Genomic DNA, 15,339 nt, shown 5'->3' on the forward strand with positions numbered 1-15,339 from the left:
GGCTACTGTTGTTGAAAGTGAAACTACCATGCCCCTTGGGAGGCGGTCCCCGATGAGCAACGTCGAAGCCCAGCCCGTGCAGGTGCGGTGCGGTGCGCCGGCCGGCGGCGAGCGCCCGGACGGGGAGTCGCGCGTCGAGGTGCTCACCCCGCGCGACGTGCCGCTCGGCGGCCCGCGGGCGATGACCGTACGGCGCACCCTGCCGCAGCGGGCCCGCACCCTGATCGGGGCGTGGTGCTTCGCCGACCACTACGGCCCCGACGACGTCGCGAGCACCGGCGGCATGGACGTCGCCCCGCACCCGCACACCGGACTTCAGACGGTGAGCTGGCTGTTCAGCGGGGAGATCGAGCACCGCGACAGCCTCGGCACCCACGCCCGCGTACGGCCCGGCGAGCTCAACCTCATGACGGGCGGGCGCGGCATCAGCCACTCCGAGGTCTCCACCCCGGACACCTCCGTCCTGCACGGCGTCCAGCTCTGGGTGGCGCTGCCCGGCGAACACCGGCTCACCGAGCCGGACTTCGAGCACTACGCGCCCGAGCCGGTCGTTCTCGACGGCGCCGAGGCCCGCGTCTTCCTCGGCGAACTCGCCGGAACCGCCTCCCCGGTGAAAACCTTCACGCCCCTGCTCGGCGCCGAGATCCTCCTCGCACCGCGCGCCGAACTCACCCTCGCCGTCGACCCGGACTTCGAGCACGGCCTCCTGATCGACCAGGGCGAGGTCCGCTTCGCCGGCACACCACTGCACCGCGGCGACCTGGGCTACGCCCACCCCGGCACCGCCACCCTGACCCTCGCCAACGCCTCGGACACCCCGGCCCGCACGGTCCTCCTCGGCGGCACCCCGTTCGGCGAGGAGATCATCATGTGGTGGAACTTCATCGGGCGGTCTCACGAGGAGATCGCACAAGCGCGTTCGGACTGGATGGCTGGCACTCGGTTCGGCGAGGTGCGCGGGTACGACGGAGACCCGCTGCCGGCCCCGGAACTCCCCTCAGTGCCCCTTAAGCCGCGGGGGCGGGTGCGCTGATCTGCTAGGACGTCCGACTCGCCTGAAGAGCGCTCGGAGTTGATCCCTGTTCGGCAGAGGCTCACCAACGCTACGTGGAGATCCTCTGTATGGGCGCTTTCCCTGATGGAGTGTCAGGTCGGCCCTGTGTGTATGCGGTCCACAGCCCCCTTGCGGCACCGCCAGTGGAGCCCGCAACTCCCTTGCTGGCTCGTGCCTTGGCTGAGGGAGGCAGGGCACGTGGGCTCCGGAGGTCAATGGCAGGACCTGCTCGCAAGCGAGCTGGTTGGAGACTCACAACAACCAAAGCGGGTTCTTGCCTGCCCCGGCGGTGTAGGCGCAGGCAGGTCAGATGGGTGATTTGTGGTGAAAGGGCTGCATCCGCGACATGTGCATAGCGTCCCGGTAAGTTCTTCGTCTGCTGGTGGTACATGGACCACGACCTCCATGAACGGCCAGAACAATGGCATTGAGGTCAGCTCCCTGGATGATGGACCGCGAAGGGTTCGAATCTTGGTTCGTAGCCATGATTTGTGTTGCCCGCGGTCACTGGCCTTTGGCTGAGCGATGCGGAGGTGGTGACGGGCGGTGTGCAGGAAGATCCTCTGACCCGTCCCTGCCGGGCGAATGTGACTTCTGGCCCCGTTGCGTGGGGCGATGAGATCTTCTTGAAGTTGTCTACTAGGCCGCCCCCACAGGAGTTCACACGGGAGGTGCCGACTCACAAGTATCTGTGGCTGCCTCATGAGGCGAGGTGACCACGATGTGTGGTCGCCGACACGGTGGAGCAGACCCGCCGGGTCAAGGAGCCTGTTTCAACCTGCCGGAGCGGCTTGCGCGTTGGGCTGACGGACGAAGAAGCCCCTGGTAGACGGTTTTTCGACCAAGAGAACCGGATCCACCAGAGGCTTCGCGTGCTTATCTACCGCTTCGGCATCGACCTGTCCAGTTCCACGGTGCGCTTCCTGGCCGGCCAACTGCGCTCCCGGCATCGACGGAAGGGCACGCGGTGGCGGCGTCTGCCGCCGGGCCGCCAGGCCCTGCTGGTCCTGGCCCGCCTGCGCAAGGGCGACACCTACGCCCAGCTCGCTGCCGGGTTCGGCATCGGCACCGCCACGGCCTACCGCTACATACGCGAGGCGATCGATGTCCTGGCCGTCCTCGCCCCGACGCTCCAGCAGGCCATGGACGAGGCTCGGCGCAAGGCGTTCCTGATCCTGGACGGCACGCTCCTGTCGATCGACCGGATCGCGGAGGACCGCCCGTACTACTCCGGAAAACACAAGCGCCACGGAATGAACGTGCAGGTTATCGCCGATCCGCACGGCAAACTCCTGTGGGCCTCGACTGCGTTGCCCGGTGCCACGCACGACCTGACCGCCGCCCGCACGACCGGAATCATCGAGGCGCTGGGCACCATCGGGCTGACGACCTGGGCCGACCGCGCGTATCAGGCGGCGGGGCGACACATCCGGGTGCCGATCCGCGGCCGGAAACTCAAACGGTGGCAGCGCCGCTACAACACAACCTATGCCAAGATCCGCTGCGTCGGCGAACAGGCCGTCGCCACACTGAAGGGCTGGCGAGTCCTGCGCAAGATCCGATGCAGCACCACCCGGATCACCGACCTTGTCCGAGCCATCCTCACACTTCATCTGGCCAGCTCAACGCCAAGATGAAATGCACTCAGTTTATACAGCAGTCGAATAGAGGGTCAGGCCGGCTCCGCTGACCAGCGGTGCATCGACCCGAGGGCGATAGTCAGTGGTGAAGGGCGAGGCCCTCATAGCACGCCTAGCGGGTGGGACCGGGGGGCCCGACCAGCCAGGACCGCGCCTCTCCCACCGTGATCACGGAGCCGGTGACCAGAATCCCGCCGCTCTCTCCCACGGAGGAAAGGGCCGACTCCAGCGCTGCGGGCACGTTTGGTGCCATGCGCACTCGTTGGGCGCCGAACACCTGGGTGGCGAGCGCCAAGAGTTCCCCGGCATCGAGGCCACGGTCGGTGGAGTTCCGGGTGACCACGAGATGTGAGAGGACGGGCTCGAGTTCCTCCAGCACCCCTCGCACGTCCTTGTCGGCGCTGGCGGCCAGGACTCCGGTTACTTCGCACGGGCCGAACACCTCAGCTACCGCCCCCGCGGTGACCTGCGCACCTGCCGGGTTGTGCGCGGCGTCCAGCACAATGCGTGGCGAGGTTGCCACTATTTCCATTCGCCCGGGGGAGGAGGCTGCCGCGAAGGCTTGGCACACGATCTCGCTGTCGAGCGGGACAATGGCCCCCTGGCGCGGTGCGAGGAACGCTTCAGCAGCAGCCAGAGCCACTGCGGCGTTCTGTGCTTGGTGCGCGCCATGCAGTGGCAGGTGGAGGTTGTCGTACAGGTGGCCCGAAGGCCCGCGCAGGGCAAGGACCTGGCCCGTGGACGTTGGGCAGCGGGACTCAACCCCGAAGTTGCGTCCCTCACGCAAGGCGACAGCGCCCTGTTCAGCTGCCCTTCGTAGCAGTACCGCCTCCGCGTCCTTGGGCTGATGCGCCAGAATCGCGATCGCGCCTGACTTGATGATGTCTGACTTCTCCTCAGCGATCTCGCCTGGTGACGATCCGAGCCGGTCGACGTGGTCGAGCGAGATGGGCGTGATGACGGCGACCTCGGCGTCCAGCACGTTCGTTGCGTCCCAGGATCCGCCCATCCCCACCTCGACCACAGCCGCGTCGACACGGGCATGCGAAAAGGACTCGTAGGCCATGGCGGTGAGCACCTCGAAGAAGGACAGCCTGTAGTCCTGCTCCTCATCGACACGTTGCACGGCACTGTCGATTCGCCCGTAGGCTTCGACGAACTCCCGAGCGGAGATCGGTTCGCCGCTCAGGCTGATCCGCTCGGTGACCGACTGGACGTGCGGAGATGTGTAACGGCCCGTCCGCAGGCCGTGGGCCAGCATCAGGACCTCCACCATGCGTGCGGTCGACGTTTTGCCGTTCGTTCCGGTGAGATGCACCGAAGGGTAGGTCCGTTGCGGATCTCCCAGTGCAGCTATCAGCGCGGAAATCCGGCTGACTGATGGTTCCAGCTTCGTCTCGCCCCAACGTGTTGCAAGTTCGGACTCAACATCCACCAACTCATCTCTGGAGAATCGGCGTTCAACCGGACCGGTTTCGACGTCGAGGCCTGCGGAGGAGGGGCACGAGGGATCAGTGTTATGCATGGTTGGCCAATCGTGTCAGTAGATAGACAACAGATCTTCGGTCGCGACGCGTCAATTCCCACCGCGTCAAACGCGTGCGGGCTCATCATCCTCGACGGCGATGACAGATCCGCACCTGGCATTGCGGAGGTCCCTTGCCCGGTACCAGCTCCTTACTCCAGCGGGAACTGACGTATGGCGGGCTGCGCGACTCCGAGGCCAAGATAAGCACGGGCGGACCCCACGCTCGCCCAGGAGGTAGTCGCGGGGCGCGGCCAGGACCACACCCTGCGCGTCACCGCAGCCCCCACCGTCCGCTGCCGGCTCCTGGTACTCCACCTAGCTCTCGACGGCGGCCAAAGCTTCCTGCAGTCCGGTCCAGAGCAAGGCCCGTCGTAAGTAGGAGAACCAGGTCAGCGGGCTCGTGCCGGCCAACCCATGAGCGTTCTCGCCGGGATGTCCTGTAGCCAACTACTCACACCCGGTATTGGGCCGGGCGGCCAGCAGGGCCAGGCCCAACGCGAGGCCATGGACCGCTGGACGCAGCCACTCCAGGCCCCGCCTCAGGCGTCTTCGGGCGCCTACAGGATGCAGGGAAAGCCGGCTCCGGCCGCACTGGTGCCAGTGCCGAGCCTGGCAAACAGAAAGTCGACGCCATTGAACAGCGACTCAGCGTGCCCCCACACATGCCCTGTCCTGCGTGAGGTGGGTCCGCGCTCTGAGTAGAAGCGGCTTCGCACGCATCCTCGAGCGTGCAAAACCGAACAACATACGTTGCACGCCCAAGGCCATCTCGGCCAATGAGGCTTGGTATACGGTCCCCGCACGCCCCGCTTCGACTACCGCAGGTCCGTCGGTCCGGCGGGCCTGTCTCGTCGGTCGTCCGTTACATTCGCAACCATGTTCTGAGGTGCCATGTCACATAACGTGTCTGCTCCGCAGCGGTCTTCGTCAGCGCTTTCTCTTCGGCACACGAACCTGACGATTCTGCTTGCCTGCCTAGGTGTATTCACTGCTTACCTGCCCGTCGTGGGGGTCTCGGTCGCCCTTCCAGTCATCCAGCAGGCACTGGACGCCAGCACCGTCGAGCTCCAGTGGGTCGCTGACGCTTTCATCCTGCCGACTGCGGCGCTTCTGTTGACGTTCGGAATGCTCGGCGAGCTTTTCGGCCGCAAGAAGGTCTACGTCGCAGGCCTGGGCATTTTCTGTGTGGGCTCCTTGCTATGCCTCGTGGCACCGAACGTTCTGCTTGTCTGTGTCGGTCAGGCCTTCGCAGGCGTTGGTGCTGCCGCATTGCTTCCTTCAAGCCTGGCTCTGATCAGCCACGTCTGTCCCGACTACCGCAGGCGCTCTCGCGCGATTGTCGCGTGGACCGCCTCTCTCGGTCTCGGTCTGGCCCTCGGACCGATAATCAACGGCGTGATCGTCGAGCACGCGAGCTGGCGATGGATCTTTTTCCCGGCCCTGGTCATCGGTGCGGTCATCGTGGCCGTCAGCATGACCGCCCTGAAGGATTCTCGAGGATCGCGCGAACCACATCTGGATATCGTGGGCCAGATCCTCGCCATCGTGGCCATCACCACACTCGTTTACGGCGTCATCGAGGGCGGAAGCGCTGGGTGGACGTCCACCAAGGCCGTCGTCGCCCTGATCGCGGCTGCACTGGCCTTGGCTGCGTTCGTCCTGGCAGAGCTGCGATCTTCGCATCCCATGCTGGACATGCGCCTCTTTGCTTCCAAGGGGTTCTCCGGCGCTGCGTTTGTCATGGCAGTGGCGCTCTTCGCCCAGGTAGGGCTTGTGTTCGCGCTTAGCGAGTACTTCGGACTCGTCCATCACGCCTCGACCTTGGACATTGGTATCCGTCTGCTCGCCCTCAATGGCTTCGCCGTGCTCCTCGCCCCGCTCGTCGGCCGGTTGATGAACAGGACCAGCCCAGGACTGGTTCTCGTCATGGGTCTCGTCATCAGCGGGATCGGAGCCCTGTGCGTGTGCTTCTTCCATGCCTCGACGGGCACAGGCACTGCTGCCCTGGTGATGGGTGTCCTGGGCATTGGGATCGCGCTCGCCCTTGCACCGATCACCAGCATCGCGATCAGCAGCCTGCCCCGCCACCTCGCCGACACTGCAGGTGCGTCGAACAGCACCATGCGCCAGATCGGCAGCGCACTGGGCCCCGCCGTCTTCGGCGCCATCCTCACTGACCGGACCCTGGCAGCACTGCCCGAGCACCTTTCCACCTCTGGCCTGAACGCCGCAGGGCAGGGCCAGGTAGAAGGTGTGGTGTCACACGTAGGAATCCAGGCCGGAGCCTTCTTGCGACTCGACACGGCGCCGGCCACTGAGCAGGCGCTGACAGCCTACGGACAGAGCTTCACCGACGCCTTGCACGTCTGCGCGGTAGTCAGCGGCGTCGGCATGCTCGTCGGTGCTGTGGTCGCAATCGTCACGATCGGCGTGCGCAAGCGAGCCGCCCACGATTCGGCGCCGGCGCGCCAGGAAGCTGTGACGGCAGTCGCCGACGAAGGCTGAGCCACGCCCTGATCGACGTTCCGTGCATGCAGCAAAGGCCAACGGCTTCTGTACCGACGTGGTCCTGGTGGTCCTCGCCGCAAGCCGAGGACCACCCCGGTGCCGGACGTGCTCTGCCCGGCGGCCTGTGCCCTGCCTGAGGCCAGACAAGCAAGGTGGCCCGCAGCGTCACGGCACGCCTCGCAGGACGACTTGAGCGAGGGTTGTGCGGCTCTGTTAGCGTGACTAAATCGATCTGGTTCGCCCTGCAGGAGCGTGCCGCCCGACAGAGCCGCGCACAGGACCGCGAGCGCCCTCGCTCAAAGACTTCTGGTGCGAAGGGCACGAGGAGTTCTATGGATCACATTTCACTGATGCGGAGCTTTGCGGCCGTAGCTCAAGTTGGCAGCTTCAACGGAGCCGCGAAGATCCTCAATTTCTCGGGCTCCGTCGTCTCGCGGCATGTCGGAGAACTGGAGCGGCAACTTGGTGTCCAGCTCGTCCACCGCACCGCTCGGTCCGTCAGCCTCACCCAGTCCGGCAAACGTTACGCCGAGTTCGCCACCCGGATCCTCGACGAGATGGATGAGGAGCGGGCCAGCATCTCCCAGACACACGAACTGGTGGAAGGCGGACTCAGCGTGATGGCTCCCAAGTGGATCGGTAGTCTCGACCTCGGTGATGCCATGGCCGCCTTCTCTATGGAGTTTCCCAAGCTGTCAGTGCGGTTCGAGCTGGGTGGTCTGTCCCATCGCACTTACAACTTCCTCGAGAGCGGCTTCGACGTTGCGCTACAGACCCGGGAGTTGCGGGACTCCAGTGTCCGCCTAAGAAAGATCACCTCGGTGCCGTTCGTACTGTGCGCTTCGAAGGCGTACATCGAGCGGAACGGGGCGCCAACCCGCCCTGACGAGCTCAGTGAGCACGAGTGTCTGGTGCACAGCAACGACCCCGTCTGGAGGCTGGGCAGCGGGCCTGCCGCTGCACCGATCAGGATCCGAAACACCCTGTTTTCGTCCAACTCGCACCTGGCGTTGCACAAGGCGGCTCTATTCGGGCGAGGTATCGCTCTGCTTCCCGAACGGGCTGTTTACGACGATCTTGTGTCGGGCAAGCTCCAGGTCCTCTTCCCCGAACTTGGCGTAACCGATCGATCCCTCTACGCGATCTACGGTCCTGGTGACGCCGTACCGCGCAAGGTGAGTGCACTGCTGGATTTCCTGACCGCGTGGTTCAGGGAGAATCCCATGCCCACGCTCCAGACCGACGCAGCGCCGTGAGTCCGGCCGCTGCCAGAAGCGGCACAGGGCGCAGTCCCATCATTTGGCAGGGGGGACTACGAGATCCGGTATCGACCGATCCTGATCGTCCGCCCCGAGGAGCCCGCCGTTTGACGCGATGGACACGAGCCGGGCCGCCTTGAGCTCTGTCTCATCCCACTCACGTTCCGGATCCGATCCCCATGTGATGCCGGCCCCGGTCCCGAAACGCAAGCGCGACTGCTCCCGATCGATCCAGAAGGTGCGTATGCCGACTGCCAGTTCGCCGCAGCGGCGATCGGCGTCCACCCACCCGATGCCGCCACAATAGGGACCGCGGGGCGCGGTCTCGAGCGAACGGATGATGTCAAGAGCCCTCTGCTTAGGGGCCCCGGTGACCGAGCCTGGCGGGAAGGCAGCGGCCAACATCTGGCCCCAGCCGATGTCTTTGCCCAGGACACCGCGGACTCCGGATACCAGATGGACGAGTCCCGGGTGCTTCTCCACGGCACAGAGGCTCGGAACGGTCACACTGCCCGTCTCACAGATCCGACCGAGATCGTTGCGGACCAGATCGACGATCATGACATTCTCAGCGTAGTCCTTCTCCAGGAGATCGTCTTCTGTGCAGCCGGTCCCCTTTATGGGACCAGAATGAATGACCTGGTCATCGCGGCGAATGAACAGCTCTGGAGATGCCGAGGCCACCTCGATGCCGTGATCGGGCAGGCGCACCATTGCGGCGTACGGGGCGTGGTGGCGCGCGGCCAACAAAGCGGCCAGGCTCTTGATGTCCGCACCCGGGCCGATCGGGGCGGAGAGGATCCGGCACAGGTTGGCCTGGTAGACATCACCGGCTGCGATGAAGTCACGGATTCTCTGAACGCCGGCCACGTAGGAGGCATGGCTGAGTGAGCTGCTCCATTGGTACGGACCGGGGCCCTGCCAGACGCCCGACTGCGCAGCCGGCACAAGCGGCCTGACGCTGCTGAAGCGGGCGAACGTGAGACGTCCTTCGAACTCGGCCACCACAGCCCAGAAGCCCTCGGAGTCGAGAGCTTCGGGATCGTCAGTGACGTCGAGGAGGCCACTCGCCACACGGCCACGAAATACTGCCATAGCTGGGACGTTGTTCATGTGTGGCCTCTTTCGTGACGTACAGACGAGGCGGCATCTAAGCGGGTACGGCTTCGCATTCGGCGGCCCACTCGGCAGCAAGAAGCGTATTGACGAGGAGCATGGCGATAGTCATCGGACCCACGCCGCCCGGCACCGGTGTGATGCGTCCGGCAATTCCGTCGAGTTCGGCAGCACGCACATCACCGGTCAGCCCCTCAGGCGTCCGGTGAATGCCGACGTCGATGACGGTAGCACCCGGCTTTATGTGTTCGGGACCGATGAGACCGCGAACCCCCGTGGCAACCACGACGACGTCCGCGGGGCGAGTCACCGCAGCCAGATCGGATGTGAATTCGTGGGCGACCGTGACAGTCGCTCCGCGACGCAGCATGAGCTGGGCCAAAGGTCGGCCGACGAGTTCGCCCCAGCCAACGACTGCGACGCACGAGCCTCGCAGTTGAATGCCCTCGGCATCGAGCAACTCTATGACGCCACTGGGGGTGCAGGGACGCAGCCCACGCTCGCCGCGGGCGAGGAGACCGGCGCTGGCGGTAGTCAGACCGTCGACGTCCTTGGCGACGGGAATACGGTCGATCAGCTGTGCGGCGCCGAGCTGCGCGGGTAGCGGCAGTTGCAGGAGGATTCCGTCGACGTTGGGGTCGGCGGCCAGCTCGTCGATGACGGCCGCTACGTCAGCCTGGCTGGAGTCGTGGGGAAGGTGGCGGTGTATGTCGCGCATCCCGGCCTCACGGATCGCGCGGCGTTTGGCGCCGACATAGACGGCGCTGGCCGGGTCGTCACCAACGAGAATGGTGGCCAGGCCGGGAACGCGTCCGCTGAGACGCGACTGGCTGACTCGTTCGGTGACCTGGGACCGAATGCGACGGGCGATCTCTGCGCCCTTGATCGTGCGTGTCATGGTGGCGAACCGCCTTCTGCTGGTGAACGATTCGCCCGGTGCTGAGGGCTGCATGCGGCCGCAGCGAGCCTGTGCCGGCCACGGTGTACGGCACCGGAGGCCGGGGCGACGGTGGTGAGCACCAAAGCGGACCATCCGCTGTTCCGTCGCCCCGGTGGCATTTCCGGTGCACGACAAGACCACCTGTCCCTGTTCCGGGCGGTTTACCTGTCGGTGATGGGGTGGGTATGTGCGTCAGGCGAACACGATGGTGTGATTGCCATTGCGGATGACCCGGTCCTCGGCGTGCCAGAGCACCGCGCGGGATAGGACGGCACGCTCGACGTCTGCGCCTCGGCGTGTGAGGTCGGCTGCAGTGTCGGCATGAGTGACGCGGACGACGTCCTGTTCGATGATCGGTCCTTCGTCGAGGTCCTCGGTGACGTAGTGAGCAGTGGCCCCCACCAACTTCACGCCCCGTTCCTTGGCCTTGGCGTAGGGTCCCGCGCCGATGAACGCCGGAAGGAAGGAGTGGTGAATGTTGATAATCGGCACGCCGGCCTTCTCGATGAAGCCGCCGGAGAGGATCTGCATGTAGCGGGCCAGGACCACGAAGTCGACGTTGTCCTTGAGCAGCCGCAGATGCTCCGCCTCGGCGGCGGATTTGTCCGCACCCATGGAGGGCACGTGGAAGAAGGGGATACCGAAGTTACGCACCTCCTCGGCAACATCTGGGTGATTGGATATCACCATGGCGATGCTCACTGGCAGTTGCCCCTGACGGTGCCGCCACAGCAGGTCCAGCAGGCAGTGGTCGGACTTGGACGCGAAGATCGCGACCCGCTTCGGGACCGACATGTCCCGCAGCGTGTAGGTGAGGCCGTACTGCTTGACCAGCTTCTCGTCGAGCTCGGCACGCAGAGCAGGCAGAGCGGCCTGCAGACCGTCCAGAGAGAACACGGTGCGCTGGAAGAACGCGCCCCCGTGCGGGTTGTCGGAGTATTGGTCCAGAGCGACGATGTTGGCTCCGTGCTGGCCGAGCACCGCGGTCACGGCTGCCACGATGCCTGTGGCATCGGAACCCTGGACGATGAGGGACGCTTGGTGGTCCGTGCCTGGGCTTGTGCGGGCGGTGCGGGCCACGGCGGCCTGGGTGACCGTCATGCGTGAGCTTCCTTCCTGAACTGAGCAATCCATGCGGAGGTGGCCTTCAGGCCGCCGAACGTGTAGAAGTGAATCTTCACTTCGCCGTGTCGCACGGGGTCGTATCCATCGGCCAGCGCACGCAGGAATCGGTCCGGCCCCGCGGTGCCCATGAGGTTGGTGATGGACAGGCCGTACTTCTTGGCGATTGAGGCACTGGTACCGACTCCGAAGCGGGCCGCGTAAGTCATCAGGCGCCGCACACCGGCCGGTCCGGGAACGCCTATGCGGATCGGGAGGGTGATGCCTTCGCCGCGGACCCGCTCGATCCAGGACAGCACCGGGTCGACGTCGAATCCGAACTGGGTGATGACGCTGCCTTCCAGGCCCTGGGCGGTGAGAGCAGCGTCCTTCTCGCGCAGCGCGGCCCACAGGACCTCAGGCTTGATGGCCGGATGGCCTTCCGGGTAGCCGCTGATCCCCACGTGCCGCACCCCGTACTCGGACAGCAGGCCGGACTCGATCAGAGCCAGAGAGTCCTCGTAGGGGCCTTCCGGGCTGGAGGGGTCACCGCCCACGGTGAATACCTCGCTGCCGGTGGTGTCGGATCGCAGTCCGCCCAGGAACTGTTCGAAGTCGGCCGAGGATTTAAGGCGACGGGCCGATATGTGCGGGACCGGTTGGAAACCGAGGCGCTTGACGGCGCGGGCCGCGGCCAGCCGCATCTCAAGGTCCTCATTTCCCAGGAAGGTGACGTTGACCCGGGTGCCCGGCGGGATGAGGCCGGCTGCTTCTTCCAGCTTCGGAACGTCCTTGCCGGTCATTTCGAGGGAGAAGTCATCCAGCAGCGAGGTACTCACCGCCGGAGTGGCTGAGCTGAGGGGGTTCATCGGTGCTCCTAACGGGGCGGGAGAGCAGCCCTCGCTATGTGCGATGGGGCTGACCGGCCGTCCGACGGGCCCGCGCGGATACGGCAGGGGAGTACCGGGGCGTGGGCCCGTCGGGTGGCTGCCGGTCATCACTTGTCGGTGACCGGCCTCATGGCGTGACGCCGTGGTGAATCAGACCTCGCGGCGATACTCGGTGCGGGCGTGCCGGTCGAACGGGCTGACCTCGACGGTGGCGCGGATGCGCGGGAACCCGAGGTCAGCCTCGGGGTCGGTACCCGCACCCGGGTGATCACCCCACACCACGGTGACTTCGGTTCCCGGCTCGGCGTGCGCGGCGTCGATCAGCGTCTGGGACAGCACGGTGCCCACGGGGTCGATCGAGGCCGTCTGCATGGTGACGCCGACGAGGCCGGAGGAGGTCTCCACACGCTGACGGGCATAGCTCAGGACGAAGCCCGGGTCCTCGCCGCCACCGATTACCCGGCGCACATCGTCCGGGTCGAAGACCAGGGTGACCTTCTTGCGCAGCCCCCCCTCCTCCTTCGCCTTGAGCAGGGCGTCGCGGCCGTGGAAGTCGTGCCCGAAGTGGATCATCTTGCCGTAGCCGAGCTCGAACGGAGAGACGTAGTAGTCCTCGATGTTGTTCGAGTAGAAACTGCCGCTCAGCGGGCGCTTGCCTTCGATGCCGAAAAGGGGCAGCCAAGACCGGTACTCGGCCAGCTCGGGGTCGGTGTAGATGCCGGGCACGGGCGAGGGGACCCAACCGCTCTCCACGCTCGGCGTCGTGTAGGCGAGGGCACCAACCTGGACCAGGCCGAGCGGCTCGCCGGCCTTCAGAAACGCGTCGTGCACGTATGCCGCGTGCTCCCAGGGACCGATGAACTCGTAGCCGGCCTGGCCTGCCATGCCGTGGCGCAGAGCCTTGAAGGCGCGGCCGTCGAGCGTGACCGGTGTGGCGTGGAAGAACTTCGTCTCAGGGATGGGGCCACCGAAGACCTTCTCGATCAGTTCGAGAGCCAGCGGGCCCTGGATCTGGTAACGGAAGATCCTCGGGTCGCCGCCGCCGGGGCGGAATGCGGAGGACGGGTCGGTGGAGAAGGAGACGTCGTAGCCGCCCTTCTCAGCGTGATACTGCACCCAGTGCTGGGAGGCCGGGACACCGCTGAGCAGGTATGCGTTCTCGGACTCCCGGGCGAGGATGCCGTCGGTGACGATCTGACCGTGACGGTTGACCGGAACATACTGCTTGGCCTGGCCGACGGCGAACTTGTCAAAGTTGTTGGCGCCGTAGTCCGCCAGGACCTGAGTGGCGTCCGGACCCTCGATCCACATGTCGTACATGTGGTGCGACAGGTTGAGCAACGCCACGCCCTCGTGCCACGCGCGCTGCTCGACACGCCAGCCGGCGTACTCGCGGTTGACCACCTCAGGCGTCCAGGGCTCCGCCCCTGTCTGCCACAGCATCTGTATGGGGGAGCCTGCCTTGTCGATGCCGTCCTGGAGGCTGGGAGTTGACATGTGATTCCTTCTTTCGAGGTGGTCCGACGCGATCCCTCGATGAGGTCCGACCAGGAGAAGCTAGATCGATCTAGTTCTTGGTGGTCGCCTGCGGCTCAGAGAACGTGCGGGGTCGGCTAAATCGATCTAGCGGAAACTAGCAGAGGTGATGCGGCTCGGGCGAGGTCTGTGTGGTGCCTTTTTCAGGAAGCGAGGGGCGGGGCAGGAGGAAGGCCGGTGGGCGCCCTCCTGCCCCCGGAAGCCCAGGCGGAGGCCATGTAAACGGCGTGCAGGCTGGAGCGGACGTCGTGCACGCGCACGCAGGAGGCTCCTGCGGAAGCCGCGAGGGCCGAGACCGCGGCGGTTGCGGCGTCACGCTCGTCCGATCCCGACTCGCACGCACCGTGGGCCTGCAGGGCTGTGCGGATCAGTCGCTTCCGTGACGCGCCGATGAGGAAGGGGAATCCCGTCTCTTTCAACGCGCTCAGGTGTGACAATAGTTGCCAGTCTTGCTCGGCGTTCTTGGCGAAGCCCAGGCCGGGGTCGATGATGATCCGCTCGGCCTGAACCCCAGCCGCCACGGCTGCTTCTACGCGGATGTGGAGCTCGGCGACCACCTGACTTACGACATCGTCGTACACGGCATGCCGGTCCATCTCGTGACTCGGTGCCCGCCAGTGCGTGATGACGTATGGAACTTGAGCGGCGCCCACCGTGGCCGCCATAGATGGATCGGCCAGGCCCCCGCTCACGTCGTTCACTATGCAGGCGCCGGCCTGTACGGCAGCACGCGCCACTTCGGCGTGCATCGTGTCGACGCTGACTCTCACGTTGGCCAGAGCGAGTTCCCGGACGACCGGCACCACCCGTGCGAGTTCCTCGGCAAGTGGGACCGGCCGGGCGCCGGGCCGCGTGGACTCTCCGCCGACATCGACCAGGTCGGCTCCTGCACGCGCCAACTGGAGGCCGTGCTGAACGGCGCGGCGTGTGTTTGCGTAGCGCCCGCCGTCGGAGAACGAGTCGGGGGTGACGTTGAGGATTCCCATCACCAGGCATCGGCCCTGGTGTGGGAGTCCTTCCGGAAGCGGGGGTGAGCATCCTGTGACGGTGCGCTGCTTCATGTCGATCATGCTGGAGAAGCCTCCTCAGTGCTCGGATCGGTAGTCCGAGCACGCGTGCACTAAATCGATATAGCCAGCAGGTTACAACCAATGGCTAAATCGTTCTAGTCCTTGAGTGGAAGATTTTGGCATCGGGGCTGGGGGCAGCCGCGGGGTCGCCGTCGGCCCGCTCGTTGACGTGTAGTGAAGCGTGCTCGGCGATTCCACCTATGAAGCCGGCGGCCTGTCCGCAAACCTTGCGTGCTGACGGCCATATCCTGGTCATCAAGCTGCCACCGCCGCGCCAACCGGTTTCCGGCTGCTTCACCATCGACGACTTCCCTGTCGACTGGGCGGCCGGCATCGCGACCTGCCCGGCCCGATGCATGTCCGTCCTCGGGCGGGTCGCAATGGGCAGTGCCCGCGCCGCACGTTCAACGGCGCATCCATAGACTGCCCGCTCGGTGGGTGCTGCTCAATGCCGCACAGGTCGTATTGATCCCTTGCGGCGCCGGTTGACAGCCCGGAGGGTCTCGTCGCCGACCGAGTAGCAGCCATGGAAGTGCGTGATCCCGTGGGCGCGGGGGCTCGCGGAGCCGGACCGGTCCGCATCCTTCTGGGGCGGTACCGGGGGCGCGTCCTGTGGCGTCGGAGCCGTCGTCGGCCGGCGCTTGCGCGCCTGCGTTGGCAGTGAGGCTGGCCCGGCCGGCCTCACGTGGGTCCCGGG

General features: G+C 65.7%; 10 protein-coding genes and 2 pseudogenes. 4 read left to right on the plus strand and 8 right to left on the minus strand.

What is annotated here, in order from left to right:
• Positions 1-52: 52 nt before the first annotated feature.
• Complete coding sequence (locus ACFV6E_RS00885) at positions 53-1,033, plus strand: pirin family protein (protein ID WP_385458603.1); 981 nt, start codon at positions 53-55, stop codon at positions 1,031-1,033.
• Positions 1,034-1,926: 893 nt separating this feature from the next.
• Entirely contained in the window at positions 1,927-2,691 is a 765-nt protein-coding gene (locus ACFV6E_RS00890; protein WP_385458747.1) for a transposase family protein, read from the plus strand.
• 115 nt (positions 2,692-2,806) lie between these two features.
• Here the strand turns inward: ACFV6E_RS00890 and ACFV6E_RS00895 are convergent.
• A pseudogene (locus ACFV6E_RS00895) lies at positions 2,807-4,212 on the minus strand (bifunctional folylpolyglutamate synthase/dihydrofolate synthase); the annotation flags it as partial.
• 913 nt (positions 4,213-5,125) lie between these two features.
• On the opposite strand from ACFV6E_RS00895, the gene ACFV6E_RS00900 reads away from it, so the two are divergent.
• Complete coding sequence (locus ACFV6E_RS00900) at positions 5,126-6,727, plus strand: MFS transporter (RefSeq protein ID WP_385458605.1); 1,602 nt, start codon at positions 5,126-5,128, stop codon at positions 6,725-6,727.
• Between the two features lie 335 nt (positions 6,728-7,062).
• Complete coding sequence (locus ACFV6E_RS00905; protein WP_385458607.1) at positions 7,063-7,986, plus strand: LysR family transcriptional regulator; 924 nt, start codon at positions 7,063-7,065, stop codon at positions 7,984-7,986.
• A gap of 39 nt (positions 7,987-8,025) precedes the next feature.
• On the opposite strand, the gene ACFV6E_RS00910 is transcribed toward ACFV6E_RS00905, so the two are convergent.
• The 7 genes and pseudogenes from ACFV6E_RS00910 to ACFV6E_RS00940 all read right to left on the minus strand — a co-directional run.
• The gene (locus ACFV6E_RS00910) at positions 8,026-9,102 is read right to left on the minus strand and encodes a chorismate-binding protein (RefSeq protein WP_385458609.1); all 1,077 of its coding nucleotides are present in this window, start codon (positions 9,100-9,102) and stop codon (positions 8,026-8,028) included.
• A 37-nt stretch (positions 9,103-9,139) separates the two neighbouring features.
• Complete coding sequence (locus ACFV6E_RS00915; RefSeq protein ID WP_385458611.1) at positions 9,140-10,003, minus strand: bifunctional 5,10-methylenetetrahydrofolate dehydrogenase/5,10-methenyltetrahydrofolate cyclohydrolase; 864 nt, start codon at positions 10,001-10,003, stop codon at positions 9,140-9,142.
• Between the two features lie 234 nt (positions 10,004-10,237).
• Positions 10,238-11,146: a formyltetrahydrofolate deformylase gene (gene purU, locus ACFV6E_RS00920; RefSeq protein WP_385458612.1), complete on the minus strand. Its 909-nt coding sequence runs from the start codon at positions 11,144-11,146 to the stop codon at positions 10,238-10,240.
• A complete protein-coding gene (locus ACFV6E_RS00925; protein ID WP_385458613.1) occupies positions 11,143-12,015 on the minus strand; it encodes a methylenetetrahydrofolate reductase in 873 nt (290 codons plus the stop codon). Before ACFV6E_RS00925 ends, purU begins: the two co-directional genes overlap by 4 nt.
• Before the next feature lie 171 nt (positions 12,016-12,186).
• Entirely contained in the window at positions 12,187-13,533 is a 1,347-nt protein-coding gene (locus tag ACFV6E_RS00930; protein WP_385458615.1) for an aminomethyl transferase family protein, read from the minus strand.
• A gap of 182 nt (positions 13,534-13,715) precedes the next feature.
• Complete coding sequence (gene folP, locus ACFV6E_RS00935; RefSeq protein WP_385458617.1) at positions 13,716-14,642, minus strand: dihydropteroate synthase; 927 nt, start codon at positions 14,640-14,642, stop codon at positions 13,716-13,718.
• Positions 14,643-15,111: 469 nt separating this feature from the next.
• Positions 15,112-15,195, minus strand: a pseudogene (locus ACFV6E_RS00940) (IS630 family transposase); the annotation flags it as partial.
• Positions 15,196-15,339 lie beyond the last annotated feature (144 nt).

The organism is Streptomyces sp. NPDC059785, assembly GCF_042732375.1.
GTDB lineage: Bacteria > Actinomycetota > Actinomycetes > Streptomycetales > Streptomycetaceae > Streptomyces.

Bases quoted from the DNA above. Each gene is read 5' to 3' on its own strand.
- ACFV6E_RS00925 (WP_385458613.1), bottom strand. From the start codon at position 12,015: ATGAACCCCCTCAGCTCAGCCACTCCGGCGGTGAGTACCTCGCTGCTG.
- ACFV6E_RS00885 (WP_385458603.1), top strand. From the start codon at position 53: ATGAGCAACGTCGAAGCCCAGCCCGTGCAGGTGCGGTGCGGTGCGCCG.
- purU (WP_385458612.1), bottom strand. From the start codon at position 11,146: ATGACGGTCACCCAGGCCGCCGTGGCCCGCACCGCCCGCACAAGCCCA.
- ACFV6E_RS00910 (WP_385458609.1), bottom strand. From the start codon at position 9,102: ATGAACAACGTCCCAGCTATGGCAGTATTTCGTGGCCGTGTGGCGAGT.
- ACFV6E_RS00930 (WP_385458615.1), bottom strand. From the start codon at position 13,533: ATGTCAACTCCCAGCCTCCAGGACGGCATCGACAAGGCAGGCTCCCCC.
- ACFV6E_RS00905 (WP_385458607.1), top strand. From the start codon at position 7,063: ATGGATCACATTTCACTGATGCGGAGCTTTGCGGCCGTAGCTCAAGTT.
- ACFV6E_RS00915 (WP_385458611.1), bottom strand. From the start codon at position 10,003: ATGACACGCACGATCAAGGGCGCAGAGATCGCCCGTCGCATTCGGTCC.
- folP (WP_385458617.1), bottom strand. From the start codon at position 14,642: ATGATCGACATGAAGCAGCGCACCGTCACAGGATGCTCACCCCCGCTT.